General features: G+C 72.8%; 13 protein-coding genes. 7 read left to right on the top strand and 6 right to left on the bottom strand.

What is annotated here, in order from left to right:
• Position 1 precedes the first annotated feature (1 nt).
• Positions 2 to 2,581 carry a DEAD/DEAH box helicase gene (locus tag B2363_RS02830; protein ID WP_286928299.1) on the top strand — a complete coding sequence of 860 codons (2,580 nt, stop codon included), beginning with the start codon at positions 2 to 4 and terminating at the stop codon, positions 2,579 to 2,581.
• A gap of 91 nt (positions 2,582 to 2,672) precedes the next feature.
• Here B2363_RS02830 and B2363_RS02825 read toward each other — a convergent pair whose 3' ends face one another.
• Positions 2,673 to 3,953 (bottom strand): 5-methylcytosine restriction system specificity protein McrC, encoded by a 1,281-nt coding sequence (locus B2363_RS02825; RefSeq protein WP_286928297.1) that lies wholly within the window; start codon positions 3,951 to 3,953, stop codon positions 2,673 to 2,675.
• Between the two features lie 5 nt (positions 3,954 to 3,958).
• Positions 3,959 to 5,629 (bottom strand): AAA family ATPase, encoded by a 1,671-nt coding sequence (locus B2363_RS02820; RefSeq protein ID WP_286928296.1) that lies wholly within the window; start codon positions 5,627 to 5,629, stop codon positions 3,959 to 3,961.
• Between the two features lie 143 nt (positions 5,630 to 5,772).
• Between B2363_RS02820 and B2363_RS02815 the strand changes: the two genes are divergently transcribed.
• The 3 genes from B2363_RS02815 (at position 5,773) to B2363_RS02805 (ending at position 8,433) form a co-directional block, all read left to right on the top strand.
• Positions 5,773 to 6,282 carry a hypothetical protein gene (locus B2363_RS02815; protein ID WP_286928294.1) on the top strand — a complete coding sequence of 170 codons (510 nt, stop codon included), beginning with the start codon at positions 5,773 to 5,775 and terminating at the stop codon, positions 6,280 to 6,282.
• A 175-nt stretch (positions 6,283 to 6,457) separates the two neighbouring features.
• A complete protein-coding gene (locus B2363_RS02810; protein WP_286928292.1) occupies positions 6,458 to 6,817 on the top strand; it encodes a DUF485 domain-containing protein in 360 nt (119 codons plus the stop codon).
• On the top strand, positions 6,814 to 8,433 hold the full coding sequence (locus B2363_RS02805) for a solute symporter family protein (protein WP_286928290.1): 1,620 nt from the start codon (positions 6,814 to 6,816) through the stop codon (positions 8,431 to 8,433). Before B2363_RS02810 ends, B2363_RS02805 begins: the two co-directional genes overlap by 4 nt.
• A 74-nt stretch (positions 8,434 to 8,507) precedes the next feature.
• Here B2363_RS02805 and B2363_RS02800 read toward each other — a convergent pair whose 3' ends face one another.
• Entirely contained in the window at positions 8,508 to 9,095 is a 588-nt protein-coding gene (locus tag B2363_RS02800; protein ID WP_286928288.1) for a hypothetical protein, read from the bottom strand.
• A gap of 133 nt (positions 9,096 to 9,228) precedes the next feature.
• On the opposite strand from B2363_RS02800, the gene recC reads away from it, so the two are divergent.
• Genes recC through recD form a run of 3 tightly spaced genes read left to right on the top strand, consistent with a single transcriptional unit; the run spans position 9,229 to position 17,533 of the window.
• Positions 9,229 to 12,519, top strand: coding sequence for an exodeoxyribonuclease V subunit gamma (gene recC / locus B2363_RS02795; protein ID WP_286928285.1), 3,291 nt, complete (start codon positions 9,229 to 9,231; stop codon positions 12,517 to 12,519).
• The gene (locus B2363_RS02790) at positions 12,516 to 15,845 is read left to right on the top strand and encodes a UvrD-helicase domain-containing protein (RefSeq protein ID WP_286928283.1); all 3,330 of its coding nucleotides are present in this window, start codon (positions 12,516 to 12,518) and stop codon (positions 15,843 to 15,845) included. The genes recC and B2363_RS02790 overlap by 4 nt, the downstream gene beginning before the upstream one ends.
• On the top strand, positions 15,842 to 17,533 hold the full coding sequence (recD, locus tag B2363_RS02785) for an exodeoxyribonuclease V subunit alpha (RefSeq protein ID WP_286928282.1): 1,692 nt from the start codon (positions 15,842 to 15,844) through the stop codon (positions 17,531 to 17,533). The genes B2363_RS02790 and recD overlap by 4 nt, the downstream gene beginning before the upstream one ends.
• A gap of 1 nt (position 17,534) precedes the next feature.
• On the opposite strand, the gene B2363_RS02780 is transcribed toward recD, so the two are convergent.
• The 3 genes from B2363_RS02780 to B2363_RS02770 all read right to left on the bottom strand — a co-directional run bounded on the left by B2363_RS02780 (position 17,535) and on the right by B2363_RS02770 (position 21,066).
• Positions 17,535 to 19,106 carry an MDR family MFS transporter gene (locus tag B2363_RS02780; protein WP_286928280.1) on the bottom strand — a complete coding sequence of 524 codons (1,572 nt, stop codon included), beginning with the start codon at positions 19,104 to 19,106 and terminating at the stop codon, positions 17,535 to 17,537.
• Positions 19,103 to 19,729 carry a TetR/AcrR family transcriptional regulator gene (locus tag B2363_RS02775; protein ID WP_286928278.1) on the bottom strand — a complete coding sequence of 209 codons (627 nt, stop codon included), beginning with the start codon at positions 19,727 to 19,729 and terminating at the stop codon, positions 19,103 to 19,105. Before B2363_RS02775 ends, B2363_RS02780 begins: the two co-directional genes overlap by 4 nt.
• Before the next feature lie 161 nt (positions 19,730 to 19,890).
• Positions 19,891 to 21,066 carry an NAD(P)/FAD-dependent oxidoreductase gene (locus B2363_RS02770; RefSeq protein WP_286928276.1) on the bottom strand — a complete coding sequence of 392 codons (1,176 nt, stop codon included), beginning with the start codon at positions 21,064 to 21,066 and terminating at the stop codon, positions 19,891 to 19,893.
• Between the last annotated feature and the right edge of the window lie 119 nt (positions 21,067 to 21,185).

Below are 21,185 nucleotides of genomic sequence, written 5' to 3'. Positions count from 1 at the left end.
GATGGCCACGCCGACCGAGTTGCAGATCGCACTGCGGCACCCGGTCAGGTTCGTCCAGGACCCGGACGACCCGGCGCGATCGACGTTCGTCTTCGACACTCCGAGCGGTCCCGTGGAGGCCACCGCGAACGAGGCGGTGGGTCCGCTGAGCGGTGGGATCCGGGCCCTCACGGCCGACCCCAGCGTGCGTGCCTGGGCCACCCCCTCGATCATCGCCCTGCGCCTCATGGCCACCGGCACGCTCGCCTCCCCCGGCTCCTCGGAGATGCAGCAGATGCTCGACGCGGGCCGCGCCGTCGGCCCCACGCCCGCCGAGGGACAGGCATCGATCCGCGCATTCCTGGCGGCGCTGGTCGCGGGTGCGCCCGCAGTGGCCACCACACCCCAGCGGCGGCGCGAGACCGAGCAGCCGCGGCCCACGATCGAACGGCCGACCAGCTTCTCCTACCGGCTCGACATCACGCTCACCGAGGAGGCCGACGCCATGGCCGACCTCGAGCTCCACGTCCGCCCGCAGGCGATGAACCGTGCCTCGGTGCCGGCGCCGACGGTGCTGACCCGTGACGACCACCACCTGGGTCCCGCGGCGCGCCCAGCCCTCGTCGCGATGCTCGAGCGCCTCGCGGCCAGCTGGCCGCCCGCCGCGCAGCTCGCCCGCGAGGGCCGCGTCCGTGTCACTCCCGAGGAGCTCGGCGAGCTCGGCCAGGGGCGTCCCCAGGTGGCCGCGCTGGCCAACCGCATCGACATCGAGTGGCCCGAGGGCCTGCGCCACGACGTGCGCGCCACCGGCGTGGTCAGCCGGGTCGACGCCGAGGAGCCGCGCCTCGAGCGCGACCACGACCGGCCCCGCGCCTTCACCTCCGACCAGCTCTTCCGCTTCGACTGGAGCGTGTCGGTGGGCGGCGAGCACCTCACCCGCGCCGAGGTCGAGCAGCTCGCGGAGTCGCAGTCCGGCATGCTGCACCTGCGCGACCGCTGGGTCATGGTCGACCAGCAGCAGGTGGCGCGCGTGCTGGCCGGTCACGGCCGCACCCTCGACCCCGGCGAGGCCCTGCGTGCGGCCGTCACCGGAAGCCTCGAGATCGACGGCCTCGAGACCGAGGTCGACACCGTGGGCTGGCTCGAGGACGTCCGACGCCGTCTGTCCGAGCAGGACGCGGACATCACGCCGGCCTCCCAGCCCGAGTCGCTCGACGGGCAGCTGCGCGAGTACCAGCTGCGCGGCCTGCGCTGGATGAGCCAGCTGGTCGACCTCGGGCTCGGCGGGATCCTCGCCGACGACATGGGCCTGGGCAAGACCCTCATGCTCATCGCGCTGCACCTGCATCTGGACTCCCCCGAGCCCACCCTCGTGGTGTGCCCCGCCTCGGTCCTGGCCACGTGGGAGCGCGAGATCGCCCGCTTCGCCCCCGGCGTCCCGGTCTACCGCTACCACGGTCCGCGCCGCCACCTCGCCGACGCCAAGGCCGGCTTCGTCGTGACGACCTACGCGACGATGCGCTCCAGCGTCGAGGAGCTGCGCCGCCACCGGTGGAACCTCGTGGTCGCCGACGAGGCCCAGCACGTGAAGAACCCCGGCAGCGGTGCCGCGCAGGCGCTGCGCCGGATCGACTCCGAGGCCCGCATGGCGCTGACGGGCACCCCCGTGGAGAACCACCTCGGCGAGCTGTGGGCGCTGCTCGACTGGACCACGCCCGGCCTGCTCGGCACGCGCGAGCAGTTCCGGCGCGAGTGGTCGCGCCAGATCGAGCGCGATCACGACACCGACCGTGCCGCCGGGCTCTCGCAGCTCATCCGTCCGTTCGTGCTGCGCCGCCGCAAGACCGATCCGGGCATCGCGCCGGAGCTGCCGCCGAAGATCGAGACCGACCACCGCGTGCCGCTGACCCGCGAGCAGGTCGGCCTCTACGAGGCGGTCGTCCAGCGGACGATGTCGGAGATCGCCGACTCCACCGGCATCCGCCGTCGCGGCCTCGTCGTGAAGCTGCTGACCCAGCTCAAGCAGATCTGCAACCACCCGGCGCAGTTCCTGCACGAACCGGAGGCGCGCCTGACCGGCCGCTCGGGCAAGCTCGAGACGTTCGACGAGCTGGTCGAGGAGATCGTCGACGAGGGCGGCGCCGCGCTGGTGTTCACGCAGTACGCGCAGATGGGCCGCCTGCTCGCCCGCCGGCTGGGCGAGCGCAAGGTGCGCCACGACTTCCTGCACGGCGGCACGCCCGTGTCACGCCGCGAGCAGATGGTGACCGCGTTCCAGGACGGCGAGACCGACGTGTTCGTCCTGTCGCTGAAGGCCGCGGGCACCGGCCTGAACCTGACCCGTGCCGACCACGTGGTCCACTACGACCGCTGGTGGAACCCGGCCGTCGAGGACCAGGCCACCGACCGGGCGCACCGCATCGGGCAGACGAAGAACGTGCAGGTGCACCGCCTCGTGGCCGAGGGCACGATCGAGGAGTCGATCGCCGAGCTGATCAGCGCGAAGCGCGCGCTGGCCGATGCGGTGGTCAACGCCGGCGAGGCCGCCCTGACCGAGCTCACGGACGCCGAGCTCGAGGTCCTGGTGCAGCTGCGCCACTGAGCGTGATCTCGATACGCGGCTCGCTGCGCTCGCCAGCTACTCGATCACCGGGTCGGCGAGCGCAGCGAGACGGTGTATCGAGATCAGTCGATCAGGCGGTGCCGCCGAGGCGGCGCGATCCGACGGGTCGGCGCTGCGCGATGGTGAGCACCATCGACAGGTCGAGCTCGAACTCGTTGAGGGCGCGCGCCATGCCGCCGTGCTCCCCCAGCCCCGAGGGGTCCACGGTGAGCAGGTGCAGCATCGACGGTCCCCCGGACTCGCGCACGCGCAGCTGGGTGCCGGGCCGCAGGCCCATGCTGGCCGGGAAGACGATGGCAATGTCGGAGGCGCCGAGCTCGCGGCCGGCCGCGATGAGGCCGATGGACAGCTCGTCGGCCAGGTCCTCGGTGTACTCCCGTGCGCAGACCGTGACGGCCACGAGCTCGGAGTCGGACTGCACCACCGTGTCGACCGCACCGGCGGTCGCGTTCACGTCGTTGAGGCGCCGCGCCCGCGAGCCGCGGTAGGCGGTGAAGCCAGCCTCCTTGGCGGCCCGTTCCGCCACCTCCTGGACGAAGTCGCCGAACAGCCTCTCGGTGCTCCACAGGAAGGCGCGGGTGGGACCGTCGGCCCGGCCGCTGGTGCCGTTCTGCGGGCCCATCGAGAGCATGCGCGCCACGTCGAGCGCCTCGCTGAGGAAGCCGAACTGCGGCGTGAGCTGGAGCCCGTCCATGACCGACGGGGGCGGCAGGTCGCGCGACGCCTCGGGGAAGAGGTCGGCGTACGCCCGCAGCTCGGACTCGAGCCACGGCTGCTGCACGGCACCGGCGAGCTCGGCGCACGCCCACTTGAGCGCGGAGGTGACCGGGCCGTCGGCGACGAACTCGGAGAAGCGGCAGTCGACGCTGTAGGGGTCGACGACGCGGCGCCACATCCGGCCGGCGTCGACCTGACCGCGGATCGAGGGCGTGACGGCCGTGCGCTCGACGTAGGTGCGCGGCACTCCCTCCGATGACGCGCGGCCCATGGCGCCGGCCACGATCATGCCGAGGAGGTCCGACAGGCCCGCATGGCGCGAGCCGCGATCGACCCGGGGCACCCACTCGAGGTGGTGGACCGTGGTCAGCATCGTCAGCATGGAGACGCGCCAGCCCGGGTCGTGGCGCAGGACGTGGGGCATGATCTCGATCGTCGAGTCGCCGAGGGAGACGAAGCCCGCCACACCGCGGACCTGGATCGTGCCGGCCGCGTCGTCGATGACGAACGGCTCCTCGGCCAGGCCCAGTCGCGTGGCCAGCTCGGTCGATCGCAGCCGCAGCTCGTCGAGGTCGGCCGCGGTGCCCGCGAACGGCTGGGCGGGTCCGCCCTCGAGCAGGGTCTGTCCGGTCATCATCATCATCCACGCACCAGGAAGTCGAGAGCGATCGCGGTGTCCTCGTGGGACTGGCCCATCAAGGAGTCGACGGCCAGGGCACGGCCCGTCAGCGTCCGCGTACGGAAGGGGTAGTTCGGCGGAGCATTGCGCGAGTTCACGCGCAACAGGTCGGCCAGCTGGTCGGGGCGCGCGCCGAAGCGGTCCCGGATCTGCGGCCAGATGTCGTGGTCCCACACGCGCTGGAGGTCATCCCAGCTCGTGATGTTCCACAGGTAGAGGTGACCGAGCTCGTAGTCCTGCCCGAGGCGCTCGGTGATCTCGTCGTTGAGGTAGCCCAGCAGCGCCACGGCGGCCGCCTGGGGCGTCCAGTGCTCCGCGTCGATGTCCGGGGCGGTGGCGATCTCGATGCTGACCCCCAGGTGCTGGGCCAGGAAGTCCAGGTCGGCGTAGGCGTCGATGCGCTCGAAGCGTCGGCCGATCGCCGAGTCCAGCGGGGCGACCGCACGGTCCACCGAGTTCATCGTGGCGAGGACGTTCACGTCGTACGGGAACGTCCACGGCTGGGGCAGCATGTAGGAGTCACCCGAGATCATCCAGATCGGCTCGGTCACCGGGTCGCCGGTGGGGCTGCGCTGCACCTTCGGCAGGTTCACCGGGATCGCCGAGCGCGAGTCGCCGTCGCGGCCGCGTCGGTAGGACGTGTCCATGAAGGTCATGAAGTCGCCAAGGATCTTCGGGACGTTGCCGCGGTTGATCTCGTCGATCACGAGCAGCGCCGAGCCGCGGCCCTGGCGGTCGAGGCGGATCGCGAGGTCGAGCAGGCGGCCCGCGAACGGAGCGAGGCGGATGCCCTCGCCGGTGGGGCGCAGGCCCACGACGAAGTCCTCGTAGCCGTAGTCCTGGTGGAAGGTGACCCAGTCGGTGATGACCGGGGGCGCGATCGGCGAGGCCTCGAACCCTGACGTGAACGGCTGGTCGATGCGGTGCGGGTCGATCTCGACGGCCTCGCCGCCGGTCCACGCGTCGTCGAGGATCTGGCGGACCTGGGCCACGGCGTGGGTCTTGCCGGTGGCGGGCGGACCGTAGACGAGCACGCTCTTGCGGTCGCGGAAGGCGTCGAGGATCTTGCGCGCGAGCGGGGTCAGTGTCTGCACCGATCCGCTGCCGACGGTGATGACGCCCGACTCCGAGCCGGTGAACAGGGGCTGGCAGGAGGACGGCCAGCCGGCGGGCAGGGAGGCTCCGGTCGTGTGCCCGGCGAAGTACTGGCCCGACTGGGTGCGCGCGACGTACACGTGCAGCCCGCCGAGCTCGGCCAGGACCGCCTTGGCGTCCTCGACCGAGGTGGGGATGCGCAGGTCCGGCCAGCCGTGGAGGGGCAGCCAGGCGGGGTGGCGCTCGTGCCGCTCGTCGTTGCGGTTCTGGGCGTGGAGCTCGTACACGCCGTGCCGGCGGTGGGCCTTGAACACGAGCGGGGCCGACACGTCGGGGTCGCCGACGACGCGCGGCACGATGCGCACGTCCTGCCAGGCCTCCAGGGAGATGTTGCGGTCCAGGCCGACGAACTCCATGAGATCGGGGATCTGGCGGATCTCCAGGGTCGTCCGACCGCGGAGACCACGCGACGACTTCTCCATCGTGTAGTAGTCCTCGGCGCCGATCTCGCGCCACCAGATGCGCTCCACCTTCATGCGTCCCGCCCTCCCCTCGTCCGCCGCTCCCGGCCCGGCTTTCGCCGTGTGACCGTGAGACGGCACCGCACCTGTCCCATGACGCGACTCTGGTCACATTTCTTCCATGCGTCACACGTGGGTGTCCTGCGTACGATGCGAGTGTGGGCTGGTTCACACGCGGTCGGCACCGCGAGCGCTACGTGGCGCTCGCCGTCCCCACCCTCGACGGGAGCACGTGGCCGGCTGCCGACCCCGCGGCCCGGACCGGGTTCGGCGCCGCGACGACGCACCGCCTGGGACTCGACGCGGCCTTCACGCCCGAGGCCCACGAGGTCGCGGACCTGCTGACCGCCCGCCTCCTGCCGCTGCTGGCCCTGGACGCCTCGCCCGAGGACCTGCCGCACACCGTCGACCTGCTGCGCAGTGCCGCCCAGGCCGGCGCCGGGCTGGGCCTCGTGGACGCCCGCGATGCATCGCTCGGGCCCGAGCGGATGGGGGCCGACGTCGCCGGCGCCCTGGGCGAGGCCGAGCAGGACCTCCCGCCGATGCCCTCCACCCTGAGGCGCCAGGCGCGCTTCCTGATGCACTCCGGCCACCACGTCGCGCGTCTCGGCCCCGAGGTCCTGCCCCGGCTCGAGGCGCAGCTCGCGGGCCCCGTCGACGTCGACTGATCGCCGCCGGTCCCCGCTCGGCCCACGAGCGACGACCGTTCGTCGCAGGATCCGGACGCTCGTCGCACGCGCGCCGCGCCCTGACCGCCGCTCTCCTGCGCCACCTCTAGCGTCGGGTGTGACCGCGATCACTGTGACGTCGGTCACGATGTCCCTTCACCGTGGAGGTGTTGCTGTGAGCAATCCGACCGAATCCGACTCGGCCCCCGGGCCGACCGACCGGGAGTCGGCGTACATCGCCGTCCTCGCGTCGCCTGAGTTCCAAGAGCTGAAGCGCAAGCACCGCAACTGGGTGATTCCCGCGACCGCTGCCGCCCTCGTCTTCTACTTCATCTACGTCTTCGCCTCGACGTACGCCGTGGACTTCATGAGCCAGAAGGTGTTCGGGAACATCAACGTCGGTCTCATCTTCGGGCTGCTGCAGTTCGTCGCCACGTTCGCCGTGACGATGGCGTACGTCCGCTACGCCGACCGCGAGCTGGACCCGCGCTCGTCGAAGATCCGTGCCGAGATGGAAGCCGAGGGCCTCGCATGATCACCTCCTCCCTGGCCTCGCTCGCGCAGGCCACCGAGACGGAGCAGGTCGGCAACACCGCCCTGAACATCGCCATCTTCGCGGCGTTCGTCGTGCTGACGCTGGTGTTCGTCATCCGGGCCAGCCGCACCAACAAGAGCGCTTCGCAGATGTACACCGCCGGCTCGTCCTTCACGGGGCGCCAGAACGGCTTCGCGATCTCGGGCGACTACCTGTCGGCGGCCTCGTTCCTGGGCATCGCCGGCGCCATCGCCCTGACCGGCTACGACGGATTCCTCTACAGCATCGGCTTCCTGGTCGCGTGGGTCATCGCCCTGCTGCTGGTGGCCGAGCTGCTGCGCAACACCGGCCGCTTCACGATGGCCGACGTCCTGAGCTTCCGGATGCAGGAGCGGCCCGTCCGCACCGCCGCTGCGGTGTCGACGCTGGTCGTCTCCTTCTTCTACCTGCTCGCCCAGATGGCCGGCGCCGGTGGCCTCGTGGCCCTGCTGCTGAACATCAACGACTCCTTCGGACAGGCCCTCGTCATCGCCGGCGTCGGCGCGCTGATGATCGTCTACGTCCTCGTGGGCGGCATGAAGGGCACCACCTACGTGCAGATCATCAAGGCGATCCTGCTGATCGGCGCCGCGCTGCTGATGACCGTGTGGGTCCTGGCGCAGTACGGCTTCAACTTCTCCGACCTGCTCGGTGACGGCGCCGCCGCCGGTGCCGCCCTGGAGCCGGGCAAGAAGTACGGCATCGACGACATCAGCAAGATCGACTTCATCTCGCTGTCGATCGCCCTGGTGCTCGGCACCGCGGGCCTGCCCCACATCCTGATGCGCTTCTACACGGTGCCGACGGCCAAGGAGGCCCGCAAGTCCGTGGTCTGGGCGATCTGGCTGATCGGCCTGTTCTACCTGTTCACCCTGACCCTGGGCTACGGCGCCGCGGCGCTGGTCGGCCCCGAGCGGATCGCGGCGGCACCGGGCGCGGCCAACTCGGCGGCACCGTTGCTGGCCTACGAGCTGGGCGGCACCCTGCTGCTGGGCATCGTGTCGGCGGTGGCGTTCGCGACGATCCTCGCGGTGGTCGCCGGTCTGACGATCACGGCGTCGGCCTCGTTCGCGCACGACATCTATGCGAACGTGATCCACCGCGGCAACGCGCCGGAGGGCCAGGAGGTGAAGGTCGCCCGCATCGCGGCCATCGTGATCGGCATCGTGGCGATCTTCGGTGGCATCGCGGCCAACGGCCAGAACATCGCCTTCCTGGTGGCGCTGGCGTTCGCGGTGGCGGCCTCGGCCAACCTGCCGACGATCCTCTACTCGCTGTTCTGGAAGCGGTTCAACACCCGTGGCTGCCTCTGGAGCATCTACGGCGGCCTGATCATCACCGTCGGGCTGATCATCTTCAGCCCTGCAGTGTCGGGCTCGGAGACCGCGATGTTCCCGGATCAGGACTGGTCGTGGTTCCCGCTGGCCAACCCCGGCCTGGTCTCGATCCCGGCCTCGTTCCTGCTCGGCATCCTGGGCACGCTCACCAGCAAGGAGCACCTGGAGTACAAGGCCGCCGAGATGGAGGTCCGCGCCCTCACCGGTGCGGGCGCGGAGGGCAAGGCGCTCGACCACTGATCGCCTGAGACAGCTGCACCGAGAAACGACGATGGGGCGGACCCGAGAGGCCGCCCCATCGTCGTTCTCGCGCGTCAGGAGCGCACGAGCCTGCGCGCCAGGTCGCGGTGCAGCGCCTCGACCTGGCGTTCGTCCAGCGGCCCGCCGGCACGGAGCCGGCGCAGTGTCGAGCGGATCGACAGCACCCGCACGCCGTCGACCTCGAGCGGGCGCATCGGCAGCTCGCCCTCGACGAAGCAGTAGCTCGTGTGCACGGGCGTGTCCGGCAGCGGCCCCGTCGAGACGGCGGCCTGGAGGGCCTCCGCATGCTCGGCCATCTGCTCGGCCAGGCGCGTGTGGCGCACCCCGTCGATCTCGAAGGTGCTGCCGTCGCGACACGCCCGGACCTTCTTGCCCGGGTAGCACCGGGGCTCGATCAGGTGCACGCCGGTCGAGGTGACGGCGATGACCGGAAGGTCGCCGGTCTGGCCGGGGATGCGCCGGTGGAACAGGAACAGCACCCGGTCCCCGAACGCGTCGATGAGGATCGAGGCGAGGACGTCGGTGGCGTCCGCCCGCTCCGGGGACTGCTCCGGCACGCCGGCGGCATCGCCGCGGACCACCGTCAACCTGGGGCGCGACAGCGGGTCGACGCTGCGCACCGTCCTTCTGCTCATGCCCATGAGACGCCCCTCGCGGCACCCCATGACGCGGTTTCGCGATCTTTGGTGCGAGCGGTCGAAGTTTCCCGTGCTCATGGGGGAATCCCGCACGGTCGCCCACGGTGTCGGACCGACACGGCAGACTGAGCCCGACATGACCTTCCACCTGCACCGCGCCGAGCGCACCGACGTGCTGGCCGACGGACTGGCCACCCTGCTGGCCGAGCCCACGGACGATCCGTTCGCCACCGAGCTCGTCGTGGTCGCGGCGCTCGGCACCGAGCGGTGGCTGTCCCAGCGCCTGAGCCACCGGCTGGGCGCGTCACCCGGTGGCGGCGACGGGGTCACCGCGGGCGTGCGGTTCGCGCGGCCGCACTCGATCGTCGCCGAGCTCGTGGGCGAGGACGAGCAGGACCCGTGGCGGCCCGACGCGCTGGTGTGGCGGGTGCTCGAGGTGATCGAGTCGGGCCTCGACGAGCCGTGGCTCGCCGCGGTCGCGCGGCACCTCGGCCAGGGTCGGACCGGGCTCGAGCGCGAGCTGCGCCGCGATCGACGGTTGGGGGTCGCCCGCTCGCTGGCCGCGCGCCTGCACGCCTACGCGCGCCAGCGCCCCGCGATGACCGAGGCCTGGTCGGCCGGGCGCGACGAGGACGGCACCGGCGCGCCCCTGCCGGACGACGTGCGCTGGCAGGCCGAGGTGTGGCGCCGCGTGCGGGCCCGGCTCCAGGCGCCCTCGCCCGACGAGCGCATCGGCGCCACGATCGCCGCGCTGGCCGGCTCGGCGGGCGCGGTCGACCTGCCCTCCCGGGTGAACCTCTTCGGCCACAACCGGCTCCCGCTGGGCGAGCTGCAGGTGCTGGCGGCGCTGGCCGAGCACCGCGACGTGCACCTGTGGCTGCCGCATCCCTCCCCCGCCGCGTGGGACCGCCTCACCGACGCCGCCGGCATCGTCCCGCGCGGGGCCGACGACACGGCCCAGCTGCTGCACAACCCGCTGCTGGCCGCCCTCGGCCGCGACGTCCGCGAGCTCCAAAGGTCCCTGGCGGCGGTGGCGCCGGGGGCCACCGTGCACCCCGCCCTGACCGTGGAGCGGCCTGGCACGCTGCTGGGCCGCCTCCAGGCCGACGTGGCGGCGGACCGACCCGGCTCGGCCGGACCCGCTCCCTCACCCGGCGACCGCACCGTCCAGGTGCACGCCTGCCACGGTCGCGCGCGCCAGGTCGACGTGCTCCGCGACGTCGTCGTGGGGCTGCTGCAGGACGACCCCTCGCTCGAGCCGCGCGACGTGCTCGTGATGGTCCCCGACATCGAGTCGTACGCGCCGTTGTTCCACGCGGCGTTCGGCCAGGCCGAGATCCTCGGCGACACGCCCCACCACCCCGGGCACCGGCTCCGGGTCATGCTCGCCGACCGCGCCGCGTCGCGCACCAATCCCCTCCTCGGCCTCACGGTCGCGGTGCTCGAGCTGGCCCGGCGCGGGCGCGCCACCAACGCCGAGGTGCTCGACCTGCTCGGTGCCGAGCCGGTCCGGCACCGCTTCGACCTCGACGACGACGCCATCGAGCGCATCGCCGGGTGGGTCGAGTCCAGCGGGGTCCGCTGGGGCTTCGACGGACCCCACCGCCAGCGGTTCGGCCTGCGGGTCGAGCAGAACACGTGGCGCACGGGCCTCGACCGCCTGGTCGCCGGGGTGGCCGCCACCGAGGACCCCGCCCGCCTCGTCGCCGAGGTGCTGCCGCTCGACGACGTGCCCAGCGGCGACGTCGACCTGGCCGGCCGCCTCGTCACGTTCCTCGACGGACTCGAGCGCGCCGTCGACGCGTTCGCCGGGAGCGCCACGATGGCGCAGTGGTCCGCACGGATCGACGCCATGCTCACCGACCTCGCCGACGTACCGTTGCGCGACGCCTGGCAGCGCCAGCAGGTCGACCGCGAGCTCGAGCGCCTCGACGACGACACCACGGTCCTGCGCCCCGGGGAGGTCCTCACGATGGTGCGCGAGCGCTGGGCGGGGCGCCCCTCGCGAGCGAACTTCCGCACGGGCAGCCTCACGGTCTGCACGATGGTGCCGATGCGCTCGGTGCCGCACCGGGTGGTGTGCCTCGTCGGCCTCGACGACGGCACCTTCCCCCGTGCCACCCACGTCGACGGCGACGACGCACTGGCCCGCCGGCCGCTCACCGGCGAGCGCGACGCGCGCGCCGAGGACCGCCAGCTCCTGCTCGACGCGGTGATGTCGGCCACCGAGACACTCGTCGTCACCTACACCGGCGCCGACGAGCACCGCGGCCAAGCACGCCCGCCGGCCGTCCCGCTGGGCGAGCTGCTCGACCAGGTCCGCCGCACCGCCGGCGACGTCGACGTGGTCACGCATCACCCGCTGCAGCCGTTCGACCCGCGGAACCTGCGCCCGGGTGCGGTCACCGGCGATCCACGGCCCTTCAGCTTCGATCCCGCCGCCTTGGCCGGGGCCCGCGCCAGCCTGCGGCCGCGGCTGGAGCCCTCGCCCTTCCTGCCCGATCCGCTGCCGGCCCCGCCGCGCGAGGACCTGGCGCTGGCCGACCTCATCGCCTTCGTGCAGAACCCGGTGCGGGGGTTCTGGCGGCAGCGGCTCGACGTCCTCCTGCGCGGCGAGGAGCAGCTCCTCGACGAGGACCTGCCGATCACGCTCGACGGGCTCGAGCGCTGGCGGATCGGACAGCGCCTCCTCGACGACGCGGTCCGGGGCGTGGCGCCGGCCGACGCGTGGTCGGCGGTCTGGCGCGCCGGGATGATGCCGCCCGGTCGCCTCGGCGAGGCCGTCGGCAACGATGTCGGCACGCGCGTCGCCACGCTCGTCGGAGGCACCACGGCGCTGCGCGCGGGCGACGCCGAGTCCGTCGACATCGACGTCGCCCTGCCCGACGGCCGCCGCCTCACCGGCACGGTCGAGGGCGTGCACGAGGACCGTCTCGTGACCGTCTCCTACTCCACCGTCCACGGCCGGCACCGCCTGCGCGACTGGGTGCGGCTGCTGGCCCTGGGCCTCCAGCGACCCGAGGTCCCCTGGGTCGCCCACCTCGCCGGCAAGGTCGGGCGCGGCACCGCCCAGGTCGTCACACGCTCGCCCGCCAGCCGCGACGAGGCGCTCGGCCTGCTCGCCGATCTCGTCGACCTGCGCGACGACGGCCTGCAGCGTCCGCTGCCGCTTCCCGTCGAGCTCGCCCGCCTGTTCGCGTTCCAGCAGCGGGCGCGCGGACCCCAGGCCGCGGCGCGCATCGCCGCCCGCGAGTGGCAGCGCGAGGCCAAGGCGTTCGGACCGCCCGCCGACCGCGACGCCGAGGAGATCGTGCGCGTCTGGGGACCCAAGGCACCGTTCGAGACCCTCGTCGCCGGCGGGTTCACCACGCTGGCCGCCCGGCTGTGGGACGGCGCGCTCGACCACCAGCAGGAGGCCCAGCTGTGAGCGACCTGCCCCTGACGGCGCCCGAGCTGAGCGCGTTCGACATCACCGACCCGCTGCCGCAGCGCACCACCCTGCTCGAGGCCAGCGCCGGCACCGGGAAGACCTGGACGATCGGCGCGCTCGTGGCCCGGTGCGTCGCCGAGGGCGTCGTCACCCTGCCCGAGCTGCTCGTGATCACCTTCGGTCGTGCGGCCAGTCGCGAGATGCGCGAGCGGGTACGCGACCAGCTCGTCTCGGCCGAGGCCGCGCTCGGCGACCCGGCCGCCCATCGCGCGGGCGACGACCCGCTCCTGCGCCTCCTGGTCGACGTGCCGGAGACCGAGCTCGCCGCTCGTCGGGCCCGGCTGCGCGCGGCGCTGGCCGACTTCGACGGTGCCACGATCGCCACCACCCACCAGTTCTGCCAGACCGTGCTGCGCAGCCTCGGCACCGCCGGCGACTCCGACGGGTCCGCCGAGCTGACCGACGACCTCACCGAGCTGGTCGACCAGATCGTCGACGACCTCTACGTGGCGAAGTACGCGAACGAGGACGGCCCCGCGCTCTCGCACGGCCAGGCCCGCACCCTGGCCCACGCGGTCGTCGCCGATCCCCACGCCGCGCTCGTGCCCGCCGACGCCGACCCCGACGCGCCGGCCGGGGTCCGGGTGCGGTTCGCCCACGCCGTGCGACGCCGCCTCGACCAGCGCAAGCGCGAGCTCGGCCTGCTCGACTACGACGACCTGCTGCGGCGGCTCGAGAGCGTCCTGGAGGACCCCGACTCCCCCGCCCGCACGCTCATGCGGAACCGCTGGCGCGTCGTCCTGGTCGACGAGTTCCAGGACACCGACCCCGTGCAGTGGAACGTGCTCGACCGGGCCTTCAGCGGCGTGGCCACGCTCGTGCTGATCGGTGACCCGAAGCAGGCGATCTACGCCTTCCGCGGCGGCGACGTCCAGACCTACCTGCGCGCGGCCGCCACCGCCACCGAGCGCCGCACCCTGCCGGTCAACTGGCGCAGCGACGCTCCGCTGGTCGACGCGCTCGGCGCCACCTTCGCTGGGGCACAGCTGGGGCACCCCGACATCGCCGTCCGTCCCGTGCGGGCCCGGCACGACGGCAGCCGCCTGGCGGGACTGCCCCACCCGGCCGCCTTCCGCCTGCGCGTCCTCGACCGCGAGGACTACGAGGACTCCCAGGACCTCCCGGTCGCCCTCGCGCGCCAGCGGATCGTCGAGGACCTCGCGGTCGACGTCGCCGAGACGCTGGCGTCCGGCGCCACCTACGACACGGGCTCCGAGGTCAGGCCGGTGGCCGCCGGCGACATCGCGGTCCTGGTCGCCACCGGCGTCGAAGCCGACCTCGTCCGGCGCACGTTCGCCCGGCACGGCATCCCCGCGGTCCTCGGCGGTGGCAGCAACGTCCTGGTCAGCCAGGCCGCCGACGACTGGCTCACGCTCCTCGAGGCGATGGAGTCCCCGCAGCGGTCCGGCCTCGTCCGCGCGGCCGCCCTCACCGACCTGCTCGGGCACGACGCCACCAGCCTCGTGGCCGGCGGCGACCGGCTCACCGACGCCATCGCCACGCGCGTGCGCGACCTGGCCGACCTGCTGGGCACGCGCGGTGTCGCGGCGGTGGTGGAGTCCCTCACCGACGAGGTCTTCGCCGCGCGCATGCTGGCCCGGCCCGACGGCTACCGCCGGATGACCGACCTGCGCCACGTGGCCCACCTGCTCCACGAGGTGGCGCTGCGCGAGCGGCTCGGCCTGTCGGGGCTCGTCCAGTGGCTGCGACGCCGGCGCACCGAGGCCGGCGAGTCGCCCGAGCTCACCCGCCGCCTCGACAGCGATGCCAAGGCCGTCCAGGTGCTCACGATCCACGCCAGCAAGGGCCTGGAGTTCCCGATCGTCCACCTGCCGTTCCTGTTCAACCGGTGGCGCCCCGACCGCGACGAGCGCCCGCGCTTCCACGACGCCTCCGGCAGCAGGTTCCTCGACGTCGGGGGGCCGGGTCACGCCGACTTCGCCGCCCACTCGCGTGCCGCCCAGGCCGAGGACGCGGGCGAGGTGCTGCGACTCGCGTACGTGGCGATGACCCGCGCGAAGTCCCAGCTCGTGGCGTGGTGGGCGCCCACCCGCGACGCCCGCAACTCCGGCCTGCACCGCCTCCTCTTCCGACCCGACCCCGCCCGCCCGGAGGTCCCCGACGAGGTCACGACCCCCGACGACCCCACGGCCTGGTCGGTGCTGCGTGGCTGGAGCGAGCGGGGTGGCCCCGTGCTGGAGCGCGTCGCCGAGCGCACGAGTCCCGTTCCCCCGGCGCCCGGCGAGACCGCCGACCTCGGCGTGCGCACGTTCGACCGCGAACTCGACCTGGCGTGGCGACGCACCTCCTACTCCGGGCTGATCCGCGCGGAGCAGGAGTCCACGCCCCACGTCGGCAGCGAGACCGAGGCCGAGGGCACCACCGACGAGTCCGAGACCCTCGTCGTCGCGGAGGTCGGACCCGACGAGCGGCTCTCGCCGATGGCCGACCTGCCGAAGGGCGCCACGTTCGGCAGCCTCGTGCACGCCGTGCTGGAGGAGGTCGACGTCGCGGCACCCGACCGGCGCGTCGAGCTCGAGCTCCGGATCCGCGAGCAGCTCGCGCTGTGGCCCGTCGAGGTCGACGTCGACGCCGCCGTGGCCGCGTTCGAGGCCGTCCTCACCACGCCGCTGGGCCCGCTGGCCGACGACCTCGACCTGGCCACTGTGCTCGCCGAGCGGCAGTTCAAGGAGCTCGACTTCGAGATCCCGATGGGTGGCGGCGACCACCCCGGCGCCACGATGGGTCGCCTCGCCGACCTGGCCGACCTGATCGAGCAGCACCTGCCGGCCGGTGACCCGATCCGGCCGTTCGCCGACCGCCTGCGCTCCCCGGCGCTGGCCGAGCAGTCGCTGCGCGGCTACCTCACCGGCTCCATCGACCTGGCCCTGCGGCTGCCGTCGGGCCGCTTCCTCGTGGTGGACCACAAGACGAACTGGCTCGGCGCCCCCGACGCACCGCTCACGATCGGCGGGTACCGGCCCGACGCCCTCGCCGAGGCGATGAACTCGGGCACCTACCCGCTGCAGGCCCTGCTGTACGCCGTCGTGCTGCACCGGTTCCTGCGGTGGCGCGTGCGCGGCTACGCACCCGAGGAGCACCTCGGCGGCGTCCTCTACCTCTACGTGCGCGGCATGGCGGGACCCGACACCCCGCGGCACGAGGGCGTTCCGTACGGGGTGTTCTCGTGGCAGCCGCCCACCGCGCTGGTGATCGCGCTGTCCGACCTGCTCGACGGAACCCGCCCGGAGGCCGCACGATGACCCCGCACGCCACGATCGACGACTTCGTCGCCGCTGAGGTCCTCACCACCGGCGACGCGCTGATGACCGCACGCCTCGGGCGGATCACCGGCGAGTCCGCTCCCCTGCCGCTGCTCGCCCTCGCGTTCGCGCTGCGGGCCGTCCGCCACGGCTCGACGTGCTTCGACCCACGCCAGGACCCCGAGGTCCCCGGCCTCGCCTGGCCCGAGGCCGACGCGTGGCTCGAGGCCGTCGGCACGAGCCGACTCGGCCGCGTGCTCGTCGTCGAGCACGACCTGCTCTACCTCGACCGCTACCGCGAGCTCGAGGTCGCCCTGTGCGACGACCTCGCGGCCCGCGCGGCCACGACGCCCCCGGCACTCGACGAGCAGCGGCTCACCGCCGATCTCGACCGGCTCTTCCCGGGCGACGAGCACCTCGACCAGCGGGCCGCGGCCGAGCGGGCGGCCCGCGTGGGGACGATCGTGCTCACCGGCGGGCCCGGCACCGGCAAGACGACCACGGTCGCCGGCGTGCTGGCGATCCTCCAGGCCCAGTCGCTGGCCACGCGCGGGCGACCGCTGCGCGTGGCGCTCACGGCGCCCACCGGCAAGGCGGCCGCCCGCATGCGCGAGGCGGTCGTGGCCACCGCCGCGCGCCTCGCCCTCACCGACGACGAGCGTGCGTGGCTCACCGGCCTGCCGTCGTCCACGATGCACCGCCTGCTCGGCTGGCGCCACGACAACCACACGCGGTTCCGCCACGACCGCACCCGGCGGCTGCCCCACGACGTGGTGGTGGTCGACGAGACCTCGATGGCGTCCCTGGAGCACGTGGCCCGGCTGCTGGAGGCGCTGCGCCCGGACACCCGCCTGATCCTGGTGGGCGACGCCGACCAGCTGGCCTCGGTCGAGGCGGGCGCGGTGCTGCACGACGTGGTCGCCGGCTGGTCCTCCGAGCACGTCGTCCGGCTCACCCGCAGCCACCGCTTCGGTGCGGGCATCGGCCGCCTGGCCGCCGCGGTCCGCGACGGCGACGCCGACACGGCCGTCGATCTCCTGACCGCCGGGGAGCCGTCGATCCGCCTCGTCGACCCCGCCCGCGCCCACGCCGAGCTCGAGTCCACCCTGCTGCCCCTGGCCCGCGACCTCGTCGCCGCCGGACGGGCAGGCGACGAGAGCACGGCCCTCGCCCGGCTGGCCCGCGACCGCCTGCTGTGCGCGCACCGCGACGGTCCGCACGGGGCCACCACCTGGAACGACCACGTCACCGCCTGGCTTCGTCCCGAGGTGGGCTACGACGAGTGGTACCCGGGCCGTCCGGTGCTGGTCACCCGCAACGACGCCCCGCTCGCGGTGTTCAACGGCGACGCCGGCGTGGTCGTGGCCCGCGAAGAGCACGTGCAGGTGGCGCTCGACGGCGATCCCGTGCGCGAGCTGGCCACCTCACGCCTGCCCGACGTGCAGACCGGCTACGCGATGACGATCCACCGCAGCCAGGGCAGCGAGTTCGACCATGTCACGGTCCTGCTGCCGGGAGCCGAGTCGCGCGCCATGACGCGCGAGCTGCTCTACACCGCCATCACGCGGGCCGTCGCCGGTGTGACCGTCATCGGCACCCCCGAGGACATCCGGACGGCGATCGGGCGGCGAGTCGCCCGATCCAGTGGGATCGCGGAGCGACTCGCCGCCCGTTCGGCGGTGCGCTGAGTCAGCGCTCGGCGCCGGTCATCGCCTCGGCGGCGTCGAGCGTCTGCTCGCCGAACGACTCGTCCTTCCTGGCCGCCTCGATCGTGTGACGCAGCGGCTTCTCGTGCACGAACCACAGCACCGCGGCCGACACGAGGGTCAGCGGCGCGAGCCACAGGAAGATCGGCATGAGCGCCTCGTTGTAGGCGCCCACCACGATGTCGTGGATCTCCTGCGGGAGCTGGGCCACCGAGTCGGGCGTCAGCGACGACGACCCGCCGCCGGCCGCCGGCAGCTTCGTGCTGAGCGACTCCGTCAGGCGCGACGTGAAGATCGAGCCGACCGCCGCGGCACCCAGGGTGCCGCCGACCTGGCGGAAGAAGTTGTTCGCGGCGGTCGCCGTGCCGACGATGCGGTGCGAGAACGAGTTCTGCACGATCAGCGTGAGGACCTGCATGCCCAAGCCGATCCCGATGCCGAGCACGAGCAGCGAGCCCTCGATCACCCAGCGGGAGTCGCCGATGTCGATCGTCGAGAGCAGGAACAGGCCCAGGCCGGTGACGAGCGCGCCCGCGATCGGGTACCAGCGGTAGCGACCGGTGCGGCTCACGGCCTGCCCGACCGTGATCGACGTGACGAGCATACCGCCCATCATCGGGATCATCATGAGACCGGCGTGGGTGGCATCGACGCCGACCGACATCTGCAGGTAGGTCGGCAGGTAGGACAGCGAGCCGAACATCGCGACGCCCAGGATGATGACGCCGACGGTGGTGAGGTTGAAGTTGCGATCGCGGAACAGCGCCAGCGGCATGACCGGCTCCTCGGCGCGGCGCTCCACGAGCACGAACGCGATGGCGGCGACGACCGTCGTCACGGCCAGGCTGATGATCTGAGGGCTGTTCCAGTCGTACTGGTGGCCGCCCCAGGTCGCTCCGAGGATGAGGGCGCTGGTGGCGACGGCGAGCAGCGCCATGCCCAGGTAGTCGACGCGGGTGCGGGCACGCTCGACGGCGGGCTTCTGCAGCAGCATCACGACCGCGGCGAACGCCAGCACGCCCAGCGGCACGTTGATCCAGAAGGTCCAGCGCCAGCCGGGGCCCTCGGTGAACCAGCCGCCGAGCAGCGGGCCCGCGACCGACGACAGGCCGAACACGGCGCCGAGGATGCCCATGTACTTGCCGCGGTCGCGCGCGGGCACGACGTCGGCGATGGCGGCCTGCGAGAGCACCATGAGGCCGCCGCCGCCCAGACCCTGCACCGCGCGGCCGGCGATCAGGACGGTCATGTCCTGGGCCAGCGCACCGACGAGGGAGCCGATGGTGAACAGGACGATCGCGAGCAGCAGCATCGGCTTGCGGCCGAGCCGGTCGCCGAGTCGGCCGTAGATCGGCATCGTGACCGTCATGCCCAGCAGGTAGGCCGTCATGACCCAGGCGATGTGGTCGGCACCGTCGAGGGAGCCGACGATGGTCGGCAGGGCGGTCGACAGGACCGTCTGGCTCAGGGATGCCAACAGCATCACGAGCATGAGCGCGGCGAAGACGAGCCGGACGGTCCGCTTCTGGTGGGGATCGGTGATGGTGGTGCTCATAGCGTGGTGGAGGTGACCTTTCGGAAGGTGGCGATGGCCGTCTCGAGGGCGGCGGCGCGGTGCGTGTTGAAGTGGTCGGGGTCGGTCGTCCACGCGAGCGTGACGACGGCTCCGGCCAGCAGGATCAGGGCGCGAGACTCGTGCAGGTCGGTCGGCAGCCTCTCGATGCCGAGCCACGGCGTGTCCACGTCCTCGACGAGGCGCGCCGCGACGTGCTTGCGGCTGTCGGTGAACACCTGGGTGAGCCGGGTGCGCAGGCGGGGGTTCGCGGCGGCCAGCCGGCGGCGCTGCACCAGGTCGACGCCGGGGCCGATCGTGCTGGCGGCGACGTCGGCGACGAGGTGACTCACGCGCAGGACCGGGGTCATGCCCGCGTTCTCACGGAAGGCCGCGAGCGTCTCCTCGCTGACCGACGGCGGACGGACGCCGATGATGGCGTCCTCCTTGGACTCGAAGTAGTTGAAGAACGTCCGCGGCGAGATCCCGGCCTCGGCGGCGATCTGCGCGACGGTGACCGCGTCGGGGCCCGACGCGAGGGCGGCCGACGCGGCAGCGTGGTGGATCGCCGTCCAGGTCTGACGCTGGCGTTCGGCCACGAGCGGGCTGACGACTAAGGATTGCACAACTGCATTCTATGCACTTGTGCATACGTTGCACCACTGCAATCCCACTGTAACTCAGGGTTGCGTCTGTGCATTCGGTCACTTACGGTCGAGGGGTCTCGTGCACGCCCCCGCCGCCGAGACGGGCCCCGGGCCCTGTGCAGCCCGGGGCCCACGGCGGCTCAGCGCAGGTCGCCGAGCTCCGAGCGGTCCACCGTCGTGCCCACCATCTGGCGCAGCGTGTCGCTGACGTCCCAGATCCCCACGTTCATGCCCGCGGTCACGCGGGACTCGTCGTCGAGCCAGTAGGCGATGAACTCGTTGGCCGCGAGGTCGCCGCGGATCTCCACCGCGTCCTTCGGTCCCGGGCGCCCGACGTACTCCATCGAGAACTCGAACTGGTCGGTGTAGAAGTACGGGAGCCAGTCGTGCACGGTGTCGCGACCCAGCAGCACGTCGGCGACGGCCCTCCCCTGACGGATCGCGTTGTCCCAGTGCTCGACCCGGAGCCGGTCCTCCATGGTGACGTTCCACGCGTTGGCGGCGTCGCCGATCGCCAGCACCCGCTCGTCCTGGGTCTGGAACCGCTCGTCCACGACGATCCCGTCGTCCACCTCGAGTCCGGATTCCTCGGCCAGCACCACCGACGGCACCGCGCCGATCGCCACGAGCACGTGATCGGCGTCGATCGTCTCGTCCGACGTGCGCACGCCGACCGGTCCGTCGGCGCCGACGAGCACCTCCTCGACCGAGACGCCGGTCCGCAGGTCGACGCCGTGCGAGCGGTGCAGCTCCGCCACATGGGTGGCCAGCTCGTCGCCGAGCACCTTCTGCAGCGGCAGGTCGTCGCGCTCCAGCACGGTGACCCGGACGTCGTGGCTCCGCGCGGCCGCGGCGACCTCGAGGCCGATCCAGCCCGCACCGACGATCACGAGGTGGCCACCGGAGCCGATCGCCTCCAGCACCCGGTCCTTGTCCTCGAGGGTGCGCAGGTACAGCGCCCGGTCGGCGCCCGGCAGGTCGGGGACGCGCGGCTCCGCGCCGGTGGCCAGCACGACCAGGTCGTAGTCGAGCCACTCCCCCGACTCCAGGCGGATCCGCCCGGCCTCGCGGTCGAGCTCGGCCGCTCGCGTCCCGGTCAGCAGGCGCACGTCGTTCTCCGTCCACCAGGACTCGCCGAGCACGGTCGGGTCGGTGTCCTTGCCCAGCAGCAGGTCCTTCGACAACGGCGGCCGCTCGTACGGCGCACGGTCCTCCGCCCCGACGACGGTCACCGATCCGTCATAGCCCTCCTCCCGCAGTCGCTCGACCGCTTTGGCGGCTGCCAGTCCTGCTCCGACGATCACGAGTCGCTCCATGGCCCCATCGTCCGCTGGTCCTGCGCGGATGCAACCCCGGACGCACGAAGCGGCTTGCCGCTGGTCCGGCGCGGATGCAACCCCGGACGCACGAAGCGGCTTGCCGCTGGTCCGGCGCG

The organism is Aeromicrobium sp. UBA7512, from assembly GCF_002476985.1.
Taxonomy (GTDB): Bacteria; Actinomycetota; Actinomycetes; order Propionibacteriales; family Nocardioidaceae; genus Aeromicrobium; species Aeromicrobium phoceense.
Note: the sequence above shows the minus strand (reverse complement) of the source record. Positions and strands in the feature narration are given on the sequence as shown.

Bases quoted from the DNA above. Each gene is read 5' to 3' on its own strand.
- B2363_RS02830 (WP_286928299.1), top strand. From the start codon at position 2: ATGGCCACGCCGACCGAGTTGCAGATCGCACTGCGGCACCCGGTCAGG.
- B2363_RS02825 (WP_286928297.1), bottom strand. From the start codon at position 3,953: ATGACCGGACAGACCCTGCTCGAGGGCGGACCCGCCCAGCCGTTCGCG.
- B2363_RS02820 (WP_286928296.1), bottom strand. From the start codon at position 5,629: ATGAAGGTGGAGCGCATCTGGTGGCGCGAGATCGGCGCCGAGGACTAC.
- B2363_RS02805 (WP_286928290.1), top strand. From the start codon at position 6,814: ATGATCACCTCCTCCCTGGCCTCGCTCGCGCAGGCCACCGAGACGGAG.
- B2363_RS02800 (WP_286928288.1), bottom strand. From the start codon at position 9,095: ATGGGCATGAGCAGAAGGACGGTGCGCAGCGTCGACCCGCTGTCGCGC.
- recC (WP_286928285.1), top strand. From the start codon at position 9,229: ATGACCTTCCACCTGCACCGCGCCGAGCGCACCGACGTGCTGGCCGAC.
- recD (WP_286928282.1), top strand. From the start codon at position 15,842: ATGACCCCGCACGCCACGATCGACGACTTCGTCGCCGCTGAGGTCCTC.
- B2363_RS02780 (WP_286928280.1), bottom strand. From the start codon at position 19,106: ATGAGCACCACCATCACCGATCCCCACCAGAAGCGGACCGTCCGGCTC.
- B2363_RS02770 (WP_286928276.1), bottom strand. From the start codon at position 21,066: ATGGAGCGACTCGTGATCGTCGGAGCAGGACTGGCAGCCGCCAAAGCG.